Origin of the sequence: Flavobacterium sp. A45, from assembly GCF_002001005.1 — a bacterium.
In the GTDB taxonomy this organism is placed as follows: domain Bacteria; phylum Bacteroidota; class Bacteroidia; order Flavobacteriales; family Flavobacteriaceae; genus Flavobacterium.
On the sequence record NZ_MUNX01000034.1, the window covers coordinates 1 to 18,142 of the forward strand.

Annotated in this window: 16 protein-coding genes; all 16 read left to right on the forward strand. The window is 34.8% G+C overall.

Annotated elements, in window-relative coordinates; all coding sequences use genetic code 11:
- The first annotated feature begins 343 nt into the window (after window positions 1-343).
- Window positions 344-1,393 carry a serine hydrolase gene (locus tag B0E44_RS00845; RefSeq protein ID WP_077370342.1) on the forward strand — a complete coding sequence of 350 codons (1,050 nt, stop codon included), beginning with the start codon at window positions 344-346 and terminating at the stop codon, window positions 1,391-1,393.
- Between the two features lie 33 nt (window positions 1,394-1,426).
- Window positions 1,427-2,248, forward strand: coding sequence for a class D beta-lactamase (gene blaOXA / locus B0E44_RS00850; RefSeq protein ID WP_077370313.1), 822 nt, complete (start codon window positions 1,427-1,429; stop codon window positions 2,246-2,248).
- 189 nt (window positions 2,249-2,437) lie between these two features.
- The gene (locus B0E44_RS00855; RefSeq protein ID WP_077370314.1) at window positions 2,438-4,297 is read left to right on the forward strand and encodes a U32 family peptidase; all 1,860 of its coding nucleotides are present in this window, start codon (window positions 2,438-2,440) and stop codon (window positions 4,295-4,297) included.
- Between the two features lie 161 nt (window positions 4,298-4,458).
- The gene (locus tag B0E44_RS18915; RefSeq protein WP_174565118.1) at window positions 4,459-5,073 is read left to right on the forward strand and encodes a hypothetical protein; all 615 of its coding nucleotides are present in this window, start codon (window positions 4,459-4,461) and stop codon (window positions 5,071-5,073) included.
- A gap of 359 nt (window positions 5,074-5,432) precedes the next feature.
- The gene (locus B0E44_RS00865; protein ID WP_077370315.1) at window positions 5,433-6,008 is read left to right on the forward strand and encodes a DJ-1/PfpI family protein; all 576 of its coding nucleotides are present in this window, start codon (window positions 5,433-5,435) and stop codon (window positions 6,006-6,008) included.
- Between the two features lie 144 nt (window positions 6,009-6,152).
- Entirely contained in the window at window positions 6,153-6,659 is a 507-nt protein-coding gene (locus tag B0E44_RS00870; protein WP_077370316.1) for a GNAT family N-acetyltransferase, read from the forward strand.
- 53 nt (window positions 6,660-6,712) lie between these two features.
- The gene (locus tag B0E44_RS00875; RefSeq protein WP_077370317.1) at window positions 6,713-7,177 is read left to right on the forward strand and encodes a DUF962 domain-containing protein; all 465 of its coding nucleotides are present in this window, start codon (window positions 6,713-6,715) and stop codon (window positions 7,175-7,177) included.
- Between the two features lie 162 nt (window positions 7,178-7,339).
- A complete protein-coding gene (locus B0E44_RS00880; RefSeq protein ID WP_077370318.1) occupies window positions 7,340-8,917 on the forward strand; it encodes a phage tail sheath C-terminal domain-containing protein in 1,578 nt (525 codons plus the stop codon).
- A gap of 34 nt (window positions 8,918-8,951) precedes the next feature.
- Entirely contained in the window at window positions 8,952-9,419 is a 468-nt protein-coding gene (locus tag B0E44_RS00885) for a phage tail protein (RefSeq protein WP_077370319.1), read from the forward strand.
- Window positions 9,409-9,873 (forward strand): phage tail protein, encoded by a 465-nt coding sequence (locus B0E44_RS00890; protein WP_077370320.1) that lies wholly within the window; start codon window positions 9,409-9,411, stop codon window positions 9,871-9,873. Before B0E44_RS00885 ends, B0E44_RS00890 begins: the two co-directional genes overlap by 11 nt.
- A gap of 4 nt (window positions 9,874-9,877) precedes the next feature.
- A complete protein-coding gene (gene vgrG / locus B0E44_RS00895; RefSeq protein ID WP_077370343.1) occupies window positions 9,878-11,677 on the forward strand; it encodes a type VI secretion system tip protein VgrG in 1,800 nt (599 codons plus the stop codon).
- Between the two features lie 5 nt (window positions 11,678-11,682).
- Window positions 11,683-11,982, forward strand: a complete 300-nt coding sequence (locus tag B0E44_RS00900) for a PAAR domain-containing protein (protein WP_077370321.1) — start codon at window positions 11,683-11,685, stop codon at window positions 11,980-11,982.
- A gap of 151 nt (window positions 11,983-12,133) precedes the next feature.
- Window positions 12,134-13,084: an NmrA/HSCARG family protein gene (locus B0E44_RS00905; protein WP_077370322.1), complete on the forward strand. Its 951-nt coding sequence runs from the start codon at window positions 12,134-12,136 to the stop codon at window positions 13,082-13,084.
- 215 nt (window positions 13,085-13,299) lie between these two features.
- Complete coding sequence (locus B0E44_RS00910) at window positions 13,300-14,310, forward strand: metal-dependent hydrolase (RefSeq protein ID WP_077370323.1); 1,011 nt, start codon at window positions 13,300-13,302, stop codon at window positions 14,308-14,310.
- A gap of 24 nt (window positions 14,311-14,334) precedes the next feature.
- The gene (locus tag B0E44_RS00915; protein ID WP_077370324.1) at window positions 14,335-15,531 is read left to right on the forward strand and encodes a phosphatidylserine/phosphatidylglycerophosphate/cardiolipin synthase family protein; all 1,197 of its coding nucleotides are present in this window, start codon (window positions 14,335-14,337) and stop codon (window positions 15,529-15,531) included.
- A gap of 20 nt (window positions 15,532-15,551) precedes the next feature.
- Window positions 15,552-18,137, forward strand: a complete 2,586-nt coding sequence (locus tag B0E44_RS00920; protein ID WP_077370325.1) for a cation-translocating P-type ATPase — start codon at window positions 15,552-15,554, stop codon at window positions 18,135-18,137.
- Window positions 18,138-18,142 lie beyond the last annotated feature (5 nt).

The window sequence follows — 18,142 nt, forward strand, 5'->3', positions numbered from 1 at the left end:
AACAAATACAATCAGACTCTATTTAGATAACAGACTTTATATAGAACTTATTGCATTTTTTTGAGGAAATGTGATTTTTAAATTAGCTCTCGGAATTGATTTTTTGCATAAAAACAACTTTGCAGATAACACAGCGATAGTAAAGATTTGCTGTTTTAACTTTTGTAATTAGCATCGATAATCAAAGTTGACAGTTTAAAAACAAAGTATTACCTTTCATCCTGAATTACAAGCCTAAGAAAATAAATAGAATTTAACTATAACTTATCTATTACTGCATCGGCACATGATATCAATCATAATGCCATTTCTAATAACAAATATCAAACAAGCCAAATCAACAATGAAGAAAACGATCAAACTGACCTTTTTAATAATTATTCTATTTTACAGTTTCCATTCTTTTGGCCAAAATAAAAATGATTTAACTGTCCAAATTGATTCTTTAATTTTGAGTAAAACGACAAAACCTTTCAACGGAATCATTCTAATTTCAAAAAATGGAAAGACAACTTATTCTAAAATTGTTGGTTATTCTGATTTAGAAAAGAAAACACCTTTACAACTCAACAGCCAATTTGTTATTGGTTCAATAAGCAAACAAATTACTGCAGTTTTAGTGTTACAAGAATATGAAAAAGGACATCTAAAATTGAATGAACCCATTCATAAATACTTACCCGAACTAACTCAAAAATCGGCCGATACAGTTACCGTTCATCATTTATTAACCCATATGCACGGCATTGTAGCACTCAACAAACCAACTGCCTTCAAAGTTGGAACACAGTTTAATTATTCGTATTCAAACACTGGGTATGATTTATTGGCAAAAATTACGGAACGAACTTCGTCAAAATCTTTTGCTGAACAATCGGAAGAACTGTTCCAAAAATGTGGAATGAAAAATACTTTTCACCCAGATATTAAAAAATATAAAAATTTGGTCAAAGGATATTCTGAACAAGAAAACGGAAAAATAGAATTTGAAGAAAATAGCTTTAGAAATGCTCCTGCAGCGGGTTCCTTTGTTTCAACTGCTTCTGATTTAATTTTATGGAATCAGAATTTACAAGACGGAAAACTTTTGAAAGCATCCACTTTTAAAATGATGACTACAAAACAAGAAGGAGCAATAAGACAGCATCCTCTTTCTGGTATAACTCACTACGGCTATGGAATAACTGTGGATACGAAAGATGAGATTTTGCAATTTGGACAAACAGGCTTTGCGCCAGGATTTACTTCAATGAATTTTTATTTTCCAGAAACCAAAACAAGTGTAATCGTTTTAGAAAACATTGCTTATGACTCAAACGACTTGAAAAATACATTTTTTTATCATACACAAATTTTAAAAATAGTAAGACAGGAGATTAAAAATTACGACTGATAATAAAAAGAATGGAGATAACACAAAATTAAAATGAGAAAAACAATAATCCTTTTAAGTCTAATTGTATTAGCAAACGGAAATATACAAGCTCAAATAAAAAACAAAATTACTCCCGAAGTTGTTAAACCTGAATTTGGAAAAATTTTGGACAGCTTAAAAGTAAAAGGAGCCATTTTAATTTACGATACAAAAAATAATACCTATTATTCTAATGATTTTGCTTGGGCAAAAACAGGAATCATTCCTGCATCGACTTTTAAGATTCCAAATTCAATAATAGCCTTAGAAACAGGAGTGATCCAAAACGATTCAGTTATTTTTAAATGGAACGGTGAAAAAAGAAACTTCAAAAAATGGGAAAAGGATTTGACTTTCAAAAAAGCATTCCAAGTTTCTTGTGTTCCCTGTTACCAAGAAATTGCGAGAAAAGTGGGAGTCAAAAGAATGAAAGCCTATCTAAAGAAACTGAATTATCCAGGAATGGATTTCGATACACTAACCATTGATAATTTTTGGCTACAAGGAAAATCAAAGATTTCTCAGATACAACAAATTGACTTTCTGGTACGTTTATATGATTCCAAATTACCAATTTATAAACGAACTGAAAATATCATGAAAGACATTATGATAATAGAAAAAACCGAAAGTTATACTTTAAGTGGAAAGACTGGTTGGGGCATGAGAAATGATATTGATAATGGCTGGTTTGTTGGCTATTTGGAAACAAACAATTCGGTTTACTTTTTTGCCACCAATGTTGAAATGAAAAATGCTACAATGGATGAGTTCCCTGCGATTCGATTAAACTCAACCAAAGAAGCCTTTAGAAAACTAAAAATTATTGAATAAAAAAGACAGAACATCAATTAGTTTTCTTATGTCACTTCTATTCATTTATTACAAATCCTACTTTTTCTATTTCAATTCAAAAAAAATCAGTTTGGGTTAGAAATCTCGGAATATTTATAAGAACTTTGCAGACTTTTGCAAATACACAAGCAAACCGCTTTTTAGAAATTATAAATTGATCATCAACTGATGAAAAAGAAAATAGAAATTTTAGCCCCTGCTAAAGATTTAATTCACGGTATAGCAGCTGTTAACAGTGGTGCCGATGCCTTATATGTTGGAGCTCCTCAATTTGGAGCCCGTTCTAATGCCACCAACTCCATTGAAGATGTTGCTGCCTTAGTACAATATGCTCATTTATATAATGTTCCTGTTTTTGTGGTTATGAATACCATTCTGTACGACAATGAATTGGAAACCTGCCGTCAGATGATTTGGAAATTGTATGACATTGGTGTCGATGCACTTATCATTCAGGATATGGCAATTATGGAAATGGACTTGCCTCCTATCATTTTGCACGCCAGTACACAAGCCAACAATAGAGATGCCGACAAGATGAAATTCTTGGCCGATGCCGGAATCAAACGCGTCGTATTAGCCCGCGAATTGAATTTACACCAAATAAAAGAAATAAGTAATGCAACCGATGTGGAATTGGAATTCTTTGTAACTGGTGCACTTTGCGTTTCTTTCAGCGGAAATTGTTATATGAGTGTTGCCAATGGAGAACGTTCTGCTAATCGCGGTTCTTGTGCCCAAAACTGCCGTTTGCCTTACAATCTGATAGATGGTCATGGAGAAACACTAATAAAAAGTACTCACTTACTTTCGATCAAAGATTTTGATGTTTCGAACGAAATTCCAAATTTAGTGGAAGCCGGTGTTTGTTCCTTCAAAATTGAAGGGCGTTTAAAGGACATCGTCTACGTAAAAAACAATGTTTCTTACCTTAGACAAAAGCTTGATGCTTTCTTGGCTGATAATGATAAATACATCAAAGCATCTTCCGGAAAATGCACCTATACTTTTGATTCGGCATTGAACCGTACTTTCAACCGTGGTTATACCGATTATTTTGTTAATGAACGCCACGATACTATCGGTTCTTGGGAAAGCCCTAAATCAAAAGGACAATATATTGGAAAATTAATCAGAACCGTTGGAAATGCCTACGAAATTGAGAACGGTGAACTATTAAACAATGGTGACGGTTTGTGTTTCATTAATGAAAATAATGAGGCCGAAGGAATTTATGTCAATAAAGCGGAAAATGGTTTGGCTTATCCAAATGTATTGAAAGAAATCAAAGATGGAACTTTCATATACCGAAACAATGATGCCGCTTTTATCAAAATCGTGGAACGTGAAGACAGTGCGGTTCGAAAAATAAGCACTTCTTTATTATTATTCGAAAATGAAACTGGTTTTGAGTTGCTTGCCACTGATGAGGATGGAAATATGAGTACTGTTTATTTGGTTCATCCAAAAGAACAAACCAAAAACAATCAGTCCATCGAGGAAAACATCAAAGCGCAATTGGCCAAAACAGGATTTACACCTTATACAGCCGATGAAATAACAGTTCAATTTACAGATAATTGGTTTTTGCCTATTTCTAAAATCAATGAAATGCGAAGAACTGTTTACGAGCAACTATCCGAAACCCGTTTGAAAAACTACAAACGAGAAGAACGTAAAATCGAAAAAACAGATCACCCTTATCCAGAAACCAAATTGGATTTCATGTATAATGTTTCGAACAAACTGGCTAGAAAATTTTATGAACGTCATGGTGTAACCGAAATTGAGAAAGCATTTGAATTGCAATGGGATCCGGGAAAATCCCGAGTAATGACAACCAAATATTGCATTAAATATGAGTTGGCCAAATGCCCAAAATACCATAAAGACACGATGGAAACCAAACTGAAAGAACCTTTGGTATTGAAACAGGGAGAATTGGAATACAAACTAAAATTCAACTGTAAACCCTGCGAAATGGAAATTTGGGAAAAAGACGCTGAATTTGAAATCGAAGAAGATTAGAGTACCTTTTTCCATGTTTCTACTCAATAAAAAACTGCAACAAAAGACAATTTTGTTGCAGTTTTTTTATTCCATTCTAAATTCTGATTCAAAAAGAAAACTCCAATTCAGAACCGTATTATTTAAAATCCTAAATTTGTAATCAACCAATAAATCAAATCATGAAAAATCTGTTAACTCCCCTATTCATTATAGCATTTGTATTGATTTCCTGTAAAAATGAAACTGAAACACAAAAGCCTAAAGTTGTTGTTCCTTTTACTCAAGTTGCCAATACACAAGCAAATCAAACGGTTACCGCTCCTCAACCTGGTTTACTTTATCAGCAAAATGGCGTAAGTAAAAATACCGCAACTCAAACGCAAACTCAAACTCAAACTCAAGCAGTGGCGGCTCCTGCAAAAGTTGCCAAAGGAATGAATCCTTCTCATGGTCAGCCAGGTCACCGTTGTGACATCCCTGTGGGAGCTCCTTTGAATTCTCCTGTTGCCACTAATTCAACAACTCCACAAGTCGTTTCAAATTCGGGTCAAACTGTGACGACAACAACTATGACAACTGCCAAAACGCCAAAAGGAATGAATCCCCCACACGGCCAGCCTGGACATCGTTGTGACATTTCTGTAGGAGCACCATTAGATTCTCCCGTAACTGCTGCTAAACCTGCAACTCCACAAGCGGTTCCAAATTATATTGTTTCCCCTTCACCAACAAGTGAGACTCCTGCTTCAACTCCTTCAGAAACCACTCCACCCACAACTCCTCCTGGTCAGTAAAAATTTATTTGGGCGTGTCCCTTTGTCTCGTCCCAAAAGACGAGACAAAGGGTCGTGCTGTACGTTCCCGCTTTTTTTTAATCCCTTAAAAAAGGGATCAAAAAAAGAGCTCCACTGCCATCACTCACGCAAAACAAGAGCATCTGGATATTATTTATTCTTTTTTAAAATCAAAGATCATTCGCAAAAAACACCTTGCCTTTATTTAATTTAAATAACTAAAAGTCAGATAACTAAATACATTTTTTTCTTAACTTTATAAAAACAAAAAAATCAGATTCTACTTATACAAAAACTGTATAACCTATTCTATTTCTTGTTTAACAAAAGTTTGTATTAATTTTTAAAATGATATAAAAATGAAAAAAGTATTGTTCTTGACAGGTGATTTCACCGAAGATTATGAAACGATGGTTCCCTTCCAAATGCTAGAAATGGTGGGTTATACAGTGCATACCGTTTGCCCTAACAAAAAAAAGGGAGATACAATAAAAACTGCAATCCATGACTTTGAAGGAGATCAAACCTATTCCGAAAAACCAGGACACAATTTCGCTTTGAATTACAGTTTTGATGACGTAAAAGTTGGAGATTATGATGGACTTGTTATTGCGGGAGGAAGAGCTCCAGAATATTTACGATTGAACGAAAAAGTGATTGAAATAACTAAGCATTTTTTCTCAACCAATAAACCAGTGGCCGCCATTTGTCACGGCATCCAGATTTTAACTGCCGCCGATGTTGTCAAAGGGAGAAAATTAACTGCTTATCCAGCAGTAGGTCCCGAAGTAACATTGGCCGGTGGAATTTTTCAATCCATTCCTGTAGATGGAGCCTATGTAGACGGAAATCTGGTTACCTCACCTGCCTGGCCCGCTCATCCAAGTTTCATCAGAGAATTTTTGAAAATTATGGGAGCCAAAATAGAGATTTAAAATTCACCTTTAATAATTACTTTTTACTTAAAAGGCTAAAGATTAGAAACGGATACGATCATACAAAAACTACAACCAAAGGCTATTTTGTTGTAATTTTTTTATCTTTGAAAAGTTTAAAAAACAAAATTAAAAATCCCCTTAATGATTACAATTGCAACATTAGAAGACATTTCAGCTTTAGAAAAATTGATTAACTCCGCCTACCGTGGTGAAACTTCAAAAAAAGGATGGGCCACCGAAGCTGACCTTTTAGAAGGCAAAAGAATTACTTTAGATGAATTAGAAGAAATAATTAAAAATAAAGATAATACGATTTTAAAATATACAGAAAATAACCAAATTATTGGCTCCGTTTTACTTGCTAATAAAGGGAACAAACTCTATCTGGGAATGCTTGCCATTTCACCTGAATTGCAAAATAGAGGTCTTGGAAAAAAACTATTGCAAGAAGCCGAAGTTCATGCATTAAATTTAGGTTTATCCAAAATTGTAATGACCGTTATTACCATTAGAGAAAAATTAATCGAGTGGTATAACCGTCATGGATATGTCGATACAGGAATAATGGAACCTTTCGTGCTCAATGATTCAGATGCTATTATAACAGACCAGCATTTGGAATTTATAGTCTTAGAAAAAATACTTTAACACTTTTATTTCTATTGATTATTATTTTATAAATTAGTAAAAAAATATCAATTATGAAGACATTAGACCAATGGTTTGAAGAATATGCAGTAAGTCATCAAAACCCAAAAAACAAGGCTATACATTACATTTGTGTCCCTGCTATCTTCTTTTCAATTGTGGGTTTATTAATGAGCATTCCGAGTGCTTTTTTGAATAATTTACTACACCTCAACCAACCTATTATAGAAAATTGGGCAGTAGTGGTTTTGCTTTTTGTATTAGTTTTTTACATTCGATTATCAGTTCCAATGGCTATCAAAATAGCTATTTTTTCAGCAATATGCTTAATAGTTAATTTTTACATCGGCCAATTCGTTCCTCTTTGGGCTTTCTCAATAGGCGTTTTTGTTGTGGCTTGGATTGGACAATTTTATGGTCATAACATTGAAGGTAAAAAACCATCATTCCTGAAAGACATCCAATTTTTGATGATTGGACCAGCTTGGGTGGTGCAAAATTTATTTTCAAAAAAATAATGGGTTGATTCAAAGATTTTATTCGTTATGTTCTTACAGTAAAAAAAGGATTACTTTTACTCATAGCAATTTTAAATATGTATTTTAAAATTGCTTTTTTTTTTTAGAAGTTCTTATACCATTAAAGTTTATAATTTACTGTAAAATATAAAATCAAAATCAATGAAGTCGTCAAACATTCGAACACCAGGTGTCTATATTGAGGAATTAAATGCTTTTCCAAATTCGGTTGTGGCTGTTGCAACAGCTGTACCAGCATTTATAGGATACACTCCACAAGCCTCTTACGAAGGAAAATCATATACAAATGTACCCGTACGAATCACATCGTTTTCAGAATTCCAAGCTTTTTTTTGTTTACCCGACCCTACGCTTCCTGCAAGTCCAACTAAACAATACAGCCCTCAATATTACTTAGTAAAACAAAACAACCAACCATCAAAGGGGGATTCTATGATGATTGGTGGTTCCTACTATTCTATTGTTCCAGATCCCAATACCATCTATTATTTGTACAATAGCGTAAAGCTTTTTTATGAAAATGGTGGCGGTGATGCCTACATTGTGTCAGTTGGAACTTATGGATTTCCTTCTAAAAAGCCAATGATTCCAGGCACTCCAATTGTAAACCCAAATGTGCAACTAAATGACTTATTGTCGGGTCTTTCTTTATTGCTAAATGAACCAGAACCAACAATGTACATCTGTCCGGAAGCAACCTTATTAAGTATTGAAGATAATGGTACTCTTATGCAAAGTATGCTCCTTCAATCCACAAATATGCAAACCGCAATGTGCTTGTTCGATATCATTGGAGGAAATGATCCCGATCCAATTTTATACACACAAGACATTGAAAGTTTCAGAATGAATACTGGTTCGCTTGGATTAAATTATGGAATGGCTTACTACCCTTTCATAGGAACCACTATAATGCAAAATCAAGACATTGATTATACCAACTTATTTGGTGGAGATCTAAAACAATTAGAACCGATTATTAATCCTGCCATTGCTCCTAACCCCACTGTTGCAACAATTATTGCAAATATTCAAAATCCAAAGAGTAGTTTGACGGTAACCCAAAATAATAATGCACTATTGAATGCGAGTCTAATTTATTCGCAAATCATAAAGCACGTATTGAATATCGCCAATATTCTCCCTCCAAGTGGTGCAATGGCTGGAGTAATTACTACTGTCGACAATCAGGTTGGTCCTTGGCAAGCACCTGCAAACACTTCTATCATCGGAGCTACTTCATTACCTATTTACATTTCAGAGAGCCAACAAGCCAACTTAAATATAGATGCCGTTTCCGGTAAATCCATAAATGCCATTCGATTATTCAATGGACTTGGTATTTTAATTTGGGGATCCAGAACTCTGGATGGAAATAGCCAAGACTGGAAATATATTCCAGTAAGAAGAACTATGATTTTCATTGAGCAGTCATGCAAATTGGCAGCTCAGGCTTATGTTTTTCAACCCAATGACAAAAACACCTGGGAAGCCGTAAAATCAATGATTGGAAGTTTTTTAACTTCAATTTGGCAACAAGGCGGTCTAATGGGTGCCAGTGCATCTGATGCTTTTTCAGTAGCTTGCGGTTTAGGCTCAACAATGACTGGTGATGATATACTGAACGGATTTATGAATATTACCGTAAAAGTAGCCGTTGTTCATCCCGACGAATTCATTGTAATTACATTCCAACAACAAATGGCAACCTCAAGTTAATTAAGGAAATTTTTAATTTAAAAATAAATAATTTATGACAACAGATGACGGTAGCATAGAAGGCGAAACTTGGCCCATGCCAAAATTTAGATTTGAAGTAGACTTTGGTACAGAATTAACAAAAGTAGCTTTCCAGGAAGTATCCGGAATGGATGTAGAAAACCAAATACTAGAATATCGTAAAAGTAACAGCCCTCTTTTCTCGGAAGAAAAAATGCCGGGCATCACCAAATACGGAAATATTACCATGAAGCGAGGCATCTTTGTGAATGACAATACCTTTTGGAATTGGCATCAGCAAGTGGTAATGAATACAATCAAAAGGAGAACGGTTGTAATAAAATTGTTGGACGAAAAAGGATCAATAACCATGCAATGGACATTGAATAATGCTTGGCCAACAAAAATTACCAGCACCGATCTAAAATCAGATGGAAATGAGGTAGCCGTTGATACCATAGAAATTGCTCACGAACAATTAATTATTTCAAATGGGCAATGATATTCCAATAGGATTTTATTTTAAACTTACTTTTCAAAACCAAGATATTGCTTTCCAAGAAGTTTCGGGCATTTCAAAAGAATTAAGCATTGAAGAAGTTTCTAGTGGTGGGGAAAATCGTTTTAAGTACCGTCTCCCAACTGTTTCCAGCAGCCAAAACTTAATACTTAAGAGAGGCATTACGCCTGTTGGTTCCTTATTAGTGAATTGGTGTGTCGATAGTATTGATCAAAGATTATCCAGTACAATTCAACCACATAATGTGACATTAAGTTTACTCGATGCAAACGGTCAAATACTTATTATATGGACTTTTCATAATGCTTATCCAGTAAAATATGTTGTTTCAGACTTGACCTCTCAAGAAAGTGGTATCATTATAGAATCAATGGAACTAGCATATACCTATTTTGATATTTCTCCGATTGCAAATAATTTTAACTATTTTACCTAAACTAATGAGTACTACAAGCGAAATATCAAGTGGTGGAATTCCCACTTTTTCAATCAAAATTAATGGAAATGCAATACCCGAAACCTTGAATGTATTTTCAGTTCATGTTGAAAAAAAAGTAAACCGAATCCCTACTGCAAAAATTATGATCTTAGATGGAGAGCCCAATACAGGACAATTTGAAGCCAGCTCATCAAGTACTTTTCTACCTGGGGCCACAATTAGCATTGAAGCCGGATATGATTCCAAAAATGAATTAATTTTTAAAGGGATAATTACAAGTCAATCACTTCGAATTGATAGTTTGATCGGGTCTGCACTAGAAGTTGAATGTCGAGATGCTGCTGTTAAAATGATTATGGGAAGAAAAAGCGTCACTTATGCCAATAAAAAAAACAGTGATATTATTTCGTCTATTATAGGAAACTATTCAGCATTAGAATCTGATGTGACGACTACTACAAAAGTATGGCCAGAACAGGTTCAACATTATGTAACCGACTGGGATTATATTTTGGCTCTTGCCGAAGCAAATGGTTTAATCGTTACTACAATAAACGGGAAAATTTCTGTGAATGCACCAGATAAAGATACATCATCAGTACTTACGGTAACTTACGGCGATAATCTTTTGGAATTTAATGCCAAATTAAATTCCACTACTCAACTTGGAAACGTTACTTCCAATTCATGGGATTATAAAAATCAAGAAGTAATTAATAGTGAAGCAACGCCAAATATAGCAGGATCAGGCAATCTATCCACTAAAAAACTTTCTGAAGTCATTGATCTACCTTCCTTTCAATTGCAAACATCGGCACCATTAGAAACCGCCGATTTAAATGATTGGTCCAAAGCCCAAATTATAAAAAGTGAATATTCTAAAATAATGGGTGAAGCCAAATTTAAAGGAACAAATCTGATTGATCCTGGGAAGTATATGACTTTTCAAGGGCTTGGAGATCGTTTTAATGGGGACTACCTCATCTCTGGAGTTGTTCATAATTTATCAGATGGTAACTGGATTTCCGAAGTGAGTCTTGGTCTTTCTCCAATTTGGTTTACAGAAGAACCCGATGTAATGGCTCCACCAGCATCTGGCCTTTTACCAGGAGCTAGGGGTCTTTTGAACGGAACAGTCAAACAAATATTTGGTGACCCCGATTCACAATACAGAATTCTGGTAGATATTCCATTATTTGACACTAACGGATCGGGCATTTGGGCAAGACTATCAAATTTCTATTCAACTAGTGGCGCAGGAGTCTTTTTTTTGCCCGAAGTGGGTGATGAAGTCATACTTGGATTTTTAAATGAAGACCCCCGTTTTCCAGTAATATTAGGAAGTATGTATAGTAGCTCTAAAATTAAACCTTTTGCAGGAGTAGAACCTAACGAAAAAAACTCGAAAAAAGCGATTGTTTCCAAATCTGGAATTTCGGTAGAGTTTGATGATGAAAATAAAATTTGGACAGTTGCCACACCTAATAAGAATACAATCATCATTAGTGACAAAGACAAGCAAATCACCATTAAGGATGAAAATCAAAATAGCATTGTAATGTCCAGTAACGGTATTGATATGTCGAGTTCGAAAAACATAACCATTTCGGCTCAGGAGAAAGTTACCATCAAAGGATCTCAAGGAATTACTATTGAATCCAATGGTGGCGATATTGAAACTAAAGGATTGAATATAAAAGAATCGGCAGATATGCAATATTCCGCCCAAGGCGGACAAATAGCACAAGTATCTGGAGGAATGGAATTAACGCTGAAAGGCGCAATGGTAATGATAAATTAAACGATATGCCAGCTGCAGCAAGACTTACAGATTTTCACGAATGCCCAATGGTAACCCCAGGATTACCACCTATTCCACATGTTGGCGGGCCAATAATTGGTCCGGGTGAGCCAACAGTACTAATAGCAGGATTACCTGCAGCCAGAGTTGGTGACATGCTAGTTTGTGTTGGACCACCTGATTCGATTGTAAAAGGTTCATCATCCGTAATGATTGGCGGAATGCCAGCAGCAAGAATGGGAGATCAAACTGCTCACGGTGGATCAATTGTACTAGGAGCATTTAATGTTATGATTGGTGGGTAGAAAATTGAAAACCATAAATTGCAATACAACTACTTACCACATAATAAAACATAGTGATTAATACATTCGATAAATAAATACAACAAACTAAAAACCAGATAATTAATCCATTTTTATTAATTTTATATTGATAATATAAAAGATAATAAAAATGGAAAATAAAAAAATAATAACAGTATTTGGTGCAACAGGCTCACAAGGAGGAGGACTTGCCAGAGCTATTTTGGCAGATGCAACTAGTGAGTTTGCAGTAAGAGTCGTAACAAGAGATGCAAATTCAGAAAAATCCAAAGCTTTTTCTAAATTAGGTGCCGAAATAGTCGAAGCTAATATTGATGACATACAAAGCATTAAAAAAGCTATTGCAGGTGCTTATGGAGCTTATTTTGTTACTTTTTTCTGGGAACACTTCTCTGTAGACAAAGAATTGCAAGAAGTGAACAATTTTATTGAAGCCGCCAGAGAATCTCATTTGCAGCACATCATTTGGTCAACTTTAGAAGATACGAGAAACTGGATGAGGCTGGATGATGACCGAATGCCAACGCTTCACGGCAAATACAAAGTACCACACTTTGACGGAAAAGGAGAAGCTGATCACTATTTTAGAGAAGCCGAACTACCAACAACTTTTTTAAGAACCTCTTTTTATTGGGACAATTTTATTTATTTTGGTATGGGACCCCAAAAAGGAGAAGACGGTAATTACTATATCGCATTCCCAATGGATGATAAAAAATTGCCAGCCATAGCTGCTGAAGATATTGGTAGATGTGCTTATGGAATTTTCAAAAAAGGAAAAGAGTTGATTGGAAAAACGGTTGGTATTGCAGGCGAAAAATTAAGTGGAGATGAAATGGCAGAAAAACTATCAAAAGCGCTGGACAAAAAAGTGCTTTTTAATCCCGTAACCCCAGAAGCATACCGAAATTTTGGATTTCCAGGCGCCGATGATTTAGGCAATATGTTTCAATTTAAAAGAGATTTCAATGAGGACTTTAATGAAGCTAGAAATGAAGCTTTCTCCAAAGAATTGAATCCTGAACTACAAAATTTTGACCAATGGCTTTCAGCAAATGCTTCTCGAATTCCTATAGTGTAAAATAACAATCGTATAAAATCCCTCAATTTTAAAAATCAATTGAACTCTAATCGATATTTTAAATCAAATAATATACATTTTCATCCTGAAAAGAGTCTATAAAATTCTTTATTACATATTGAACAAAAAACAATCAAGACAGCAGATAAAAGCAGTAAATTTATTATGAAAAAAAATAAAGCTAAAGAAACCATATAAATAACAACCAATAGAATATGGACACAGTAACACATACGCTTTTGGGAGCTGCAATTGGCGAAGCAATTCTGGGAAAGAGAATTGGTCGAAAAGCTATGTTTTACGGTGCTTTAACAAGTAACATTCCTGATATTGATGTTCTTGGAATATTATTTTTAAGTGATTCAAAGCAGTTGTTGTTTCATCGTGGCATCACACATTCTATTTTCTTTTTACTATTAATTTCAATACTATTGGGATGGCTTACCAAATTTTGGATAAAGGATAACCGCGTAAATTGGAAGAATTGGACAATATTATTTCTCCTCACAATGCTCTCACATCTTTTATTGGATTCCCTTACTTGTTATGGTTTGGGGATATTTGAACCTTTTAATAATTACAGACTGTCTTTCAATACCATTTTTGTAGCTGATCCTTTTTATACATTGCCGCTTTTTATTGGTGTATTACTTCCTTTTATTGGAAACAGAAATTCAAACGCAATATCAAAATGGAATACAATTGGTTTATGCATTAGCTCCAGTTATTTGATTTTTACATTCATAACCCACAACTATGTTTTACGGGTTATGAAAAACTCTTTTAACGAACAAAAATTAGTAAGCAATGATTTTACAGTAACTCCTACACCACTTAATACTTTTTTGTGGATGGGATTTTCAAATGATGAAGAGGGATCATGGATTGGTTACTATTCCATCTTTGACAAAGAAAAAAAAATAAACTATTTCAGAGTTCAAAAAAATGATTCATTATTACAGCCATTTGAAAATAATGAGAGTATAAAAAATTTAAAGCAACTTTCAAAAGGAAACTATTTCATTTCAAAAGAAGATTCTATTCTATATTTTAACGACATCCGATTTGGTCAAGTTAGTGGATGGAATACTGCTGATGCCCCATTTGCATTTAAGTTCAACCTCAACAAAAATGCAGAAAATAAAAGAGCTTTGAACAGAATAAAATATAACGAGCCAACATACGAATGGTTTACCACATTAGTAAACAGAATTAAAGGTAAATAATTTTAATGCTAATTTTCAACACTAATGTTAGGACAAGAAACACGAACACCAATTTTTCAAGAAAATAATAGCAGTCAAGAAAAGGTAACTCTTGTACGCAGCGGAGAAGATTATTTTTTGCGTGCCAAAAGCATTATTTTGAATGCAAAAACAGAGATTCATTTGCAAATGTACATTTTTGAAAATGATGCTACTGGTGTAGAAATCATCAATGCCTTAAAAGAAGCTGCAATTAGAAACGTAAAAATCTATATGCTTCTTGATGGATATGGCTCCTACTCGTTCCCTAATCTTATCCTAAAAGAACTTACACAATTGGGAATTAACATTCGTTTCTTTTCTCCTTTATTATCCAGAAACAATTTTAATATCGGTCGAAGACTGCATCATAAAATTATTATGGCCGATACAACTGTGGTTCTTATTGGTGGTATCAACATTTCAAACAATTATAGAGGAACATCGGCAGAGAATCCCTGGCTTGATTATGCCATTCAGATAGAAAGCAACGAAACTGCAATGCAAATCAATCAATTGTGTCAAAATATCTATTTTAAACATAAAAGAACGCAAAAAATAAAATTACCGCCTGCTGCATACTCAGACAAGGAAACAACTGTTAGCATACTGCTAAATGATTGGCTCAAAAGAAACAATGAAATTGCAATGGCCTATGTAAAATCCATTCAAAAAGCGCAAAAAGAAATTGTAATCGTAGGGTGTTATTTTCTGCCAGGTCGAAGATTTACAAAAGTTTTAAAAAATGCTGCCAATAAAGGTGTTAAAACAAAACTCATCCTTTCTGGAATTTCCGATGTTCCGCTGATGAAACGCGCAACCTGCCATTTGTATTCTTCCCTTCTTCAAAATAATATTGAGCTATACGAATGGAACAAATCTGTTTTACATGGCAAAGTAGCATTGGTAGATAATAAATGGGCAACTATTGGCTCTTTCAATTTGAACCATTTAAGTTCCTATGGAAGCATCGAGACCAATGTTGCAATTGAGTCAACAGCATTTGCAAAAACACTTTCATCTGATTTAAACAACGTGATTTCTCAATGTGAAAGGATTACATATGAGGCCATAAAACAAAAGAGCAATCTCTTTACAATAACTGCAAACTGGTTTTCCTATCATTTTGTAAGAACGACATTGATAATCTTGACTTATATACCCTACAATAGATTTATGGACAAATACAGAGAAGAAAATTAGAAAAAATTAAGTAATCCGTTATGAACTGGCACTTACTACATACTTCAGAAATCGAGCAACTATTGAGTACATCACCTAAAGGCTTAGATAGCGTTACAGCTACTGAACTTCTTTTGGAAAATGGAAAAAATCAGGTCGCAGAACAAAAAAAGAAAACGCCTTTGGTGATGTTTTTGCAACAATTTACAGACTTCATGATTCTCGTTCTAATTGCTGCTGCGGTAATTTCGGGTGTTTTAGGAGATTTGGTCGATACTATAATTATTCTAGCCATCATCATTATCAATGCTGCAGTTGGATTTATCCAAGAATATCGAGCAGAAAAAGCCATGGAGGCCTTAAAAAATATGGTAGCAAGTACTGCTCGTGTATTCCGTGACGGTAAAACAATAGATATAGATGCTTACGATTTAGTTCTTGGGGATGTAGTATTGCTCGAAGCTGGAAACATTATTCCTGCTGATGTTCGTTTTTTGGAAGCCCACCAAATCAAAGTAGACGAATCGACACTTACTGGAGAGTCTCATAATATTGAAAAAATAACAAAAACACTTCCTGAAGGCATTTACGGTTTAGGAGACCGTACCAACATGGGATTCAAAGGAACAAACATTACGAATGGGCGAGCATTAGCTTATGTAGTTGCAACTGGTATGAATACCGAATTGGGGCATATCGCCAAAATGATTCAATTGGACGAAACTGCAACCCCTTTGCAAAAAAGGCTGATTGCTTTTGGAAAAAGATTATCAATCGTAATACTTCTTATCTGTGCTCTTATTTTCACAATAGGTTTATTGCGTGGAGAAGCTGTTTTAGCAATGCTGCTAACGTCAATTTCGCTTGCTGTTGCAGCTATTCCGGAGGCATTACCTGCTCTTGTTACGATTGCATTAGCATTTGGAGCCAAACAATTGGTAAAAAACAATGCTCTGATTCGTAAACTCCCCGCAGTGGAAACATTAGGTTCTGTAACCTACATCTGTTCAGACAAAACAGGCACATTGACAATGAACAAAATGACAGTTCAGGAAACTTATGAAATTCATAACACAAATGCTGATTTCACATTCTTCCAAGAGAACTCTTTGCTTACTGCAATGGCCTTGAACAACGACATTTCGATAGATAAAGATCAAAAATGGTTAGGCGATTCGACAGAAATAGCCTTAGTTCAATATGCCTTTGACAAAAAAATCAAGAAAAATACAGTAGAAAAAATACTGCCAAGAGTAGCCGAATTACCTTTTGATTCCACACGAAAATGCATGACAACATTACATCAAACTGAGCATGGAATTCTTGTCATTACCAAAGGAGCAGTAGATGAATTATTAGATAAACTGGATATAAAACAAAAGACACTCATTCCTGAAATTGAACTCAAAGTAAATGAAATGTCCGAAAAAGGATTTCGAGTGTTGGGATATGCAATAAAACTATTGCCTTCAATGCCAAAAAAAATGAACACCGAAACTATTGAATCGTCATTAACCTTAATTGGGTTTGCAGGGATGATTGATCCTCCAAGAGAAGAAGCCAAACAGGCAGTTACAGAGTGCAAACAAGCGGGAATTATCCCGGTAATGATTACTGGAGACTATCAAATTACTGCAAAAGCTATTGCTAAACAATTAGGGATTATAACTTCCGAAGAAGATTTGGTTTTAAGCGGTGCAGAACTTTCAGCACTAACGCAATCTCAATTTGAAAACATTGTAGAAAAAGTGCGCGTTTATGCACGTGTAAATCCCGAGCAAAAACTCAAAATCATAAAGGCTTTACAGGATAAAAATCAATTTGTCGCTATGACTGGAGACGGTGTGAATGATGCACCTGCACTAAAAAATGCCGACATCGGAATCGCAATGGGTGTCAACGGTACCGAAGTTTCCAAAGAAGCTTCTCACATGATTTTATTGGATGATAATTTCGCCACCATTGTAAAGGCCGTTAAACACGGACGTAGAATATTTGATAACATTCTGAAATTCATAAAATATACTATGACCTCCAATTCAGGAGAAATATGGGCTATATTTTTAGCTCCCTTTTTAGGTTTACCTATACCATTATTGGCTATACATATTCTATGGATAAATTTAGTAACCGATGGATTGCCGGGATTAGCACTTGTGTCGGAACAATCGGAATCCAATATCATGAGCCGACCGCCAAGAAGTCCAAAAGAAAATATCTTTGCTGGAGGTATGGCGCTACACATTTTATGGGTTGGTTTCTTAATGGGAGCTGTCACGTTAGGAATGCAAGCCTGGTCGATACATTATAACAACAGTCATTGGCAAACAATGGCTTTTACAGTGCTATGTTTTAGCCAAATGGGACATGTTATGGCTATCCGTTCGGAACGGGAATCTGTTTTTAAAATTGGTATACTATCCAATAAGCCAATGCTAGGTGCATTACTATTGACTGTCATTTTGCAAATGCTAATCATTTACATACCGTTTTTCAATACAGTTTTCAAAACACAACCTTTAACAGTATTTGAACTTGTTCTCACCATTGCCGTTTCAAGTATCGTTTTTTGTGCTGTTGAATTAGAAAAATGGAATAAAAGAAAAATGGAAATAAAAACATTTTAAAACTT

Coding starts and splice junctions, on each gene's coding strand:
- B0E44_RS00885 (WP_077370319.1), top strand. CDS start 8,952: ATGACAACAGATGACGGTAGCATAGAAGGCGAAACTTGGCCCATGCCA.
- B0E44_RS00845 (WP_077370342.1), top strand. CDS start 344: ATGAAGAAAACGATCAAACTGACCTTTTTAATAATTATTCTATTTTAC.
- B0E44_RS00905 (WP_077370322.1), top strand. CDS start 12,134: ATGGAAAATAAAAAAATAATAACAGTATTTGGTGCAACAGGCTCACAA.
- B0E44_RS00915 (WP_077370324.1), top strand. CDS start 14,335: ATGTTAGGACAAGAAACACGAACACCAATTTTTCAAGAAAATAATAGC.
- B0E44_RS00920 (WP_077370325.1), top strand. CDS start 15,552: ATGAACTGGCACTTACTACATACTTCAGAAATCGAGCAACTATTGAGT.
- vgrG (WP_077370343.1), top strand. CDS start 9,878: ATGAGTACTACAAGCGAAATATCAAGTGGTGGAATTCCCACTTTTTCA.
- B0E44_RS00910 (WP_077370323.1), top strand. CDS start 13,300: ATGGACACAGTAACACATACGCTTTTGGGAGCTGCAATTGGCGAAGCA.
- B0E44_RS00865 (WP_077370315.1), top strand. CDS start 5,433: ATGAAAAAAGTATTGTTCTTGACAGGTGATTTCACCGAAGATTATGAA.
- B0E44_RS00870 (WP_077370316.1), top strand. CDS start 6,153: ATGATTACAATTGCAACATTAGAAGACATTTCAGCTTTAGAAAAATTG.
- blaOXA (WP_077370313.1), top strand. CDS start 1,427: ATGAGAAAAACAATAATCCTTTTAAGTCTAATTGTATTAGCAAACGGA.
- B0E44_RS00890 (WP_077370320.1), top strand. CDS start 9,409: ATGGGCAATGATATTCCAATAGGATTTTATTTTAAACTTACTTTTCAA.
- B0E44_RS00875 (WP_077370317.1), top strand. CDS start 6,713: ATGAAGACATTAGACCAATGGTTTGAAGAATATGCAGTAAGTCATCAA.
- B0E44_RS00900 (WP_077370321.1), top strand. CDS start 11,683: ATGCCAGCTGCAGCAAGACTTACAGATTTTCACGAATGCCCAATGGTA.
- B0E44_RS00880 (WP_077370318.1), top strand. CDS start 7,340: ATGAAGTCGTCAAACATTCGAACACCAGGTGTCTATATTGAGGAATTA.
- B0E44_RS00855 (WP_077370314.1), top strand. CDS start 2,438: ATGAAAAAGAAAATAGAAATTTTAGCCCCTGCTAAAGATTTAATTCAC.
- B0E44_RS18915 (WP_174565118.1), top strand. CDS start 4,459: ATGAAAAATCTGTTAACTCCCCTATTCATTATAGCATTTGTATTGATT.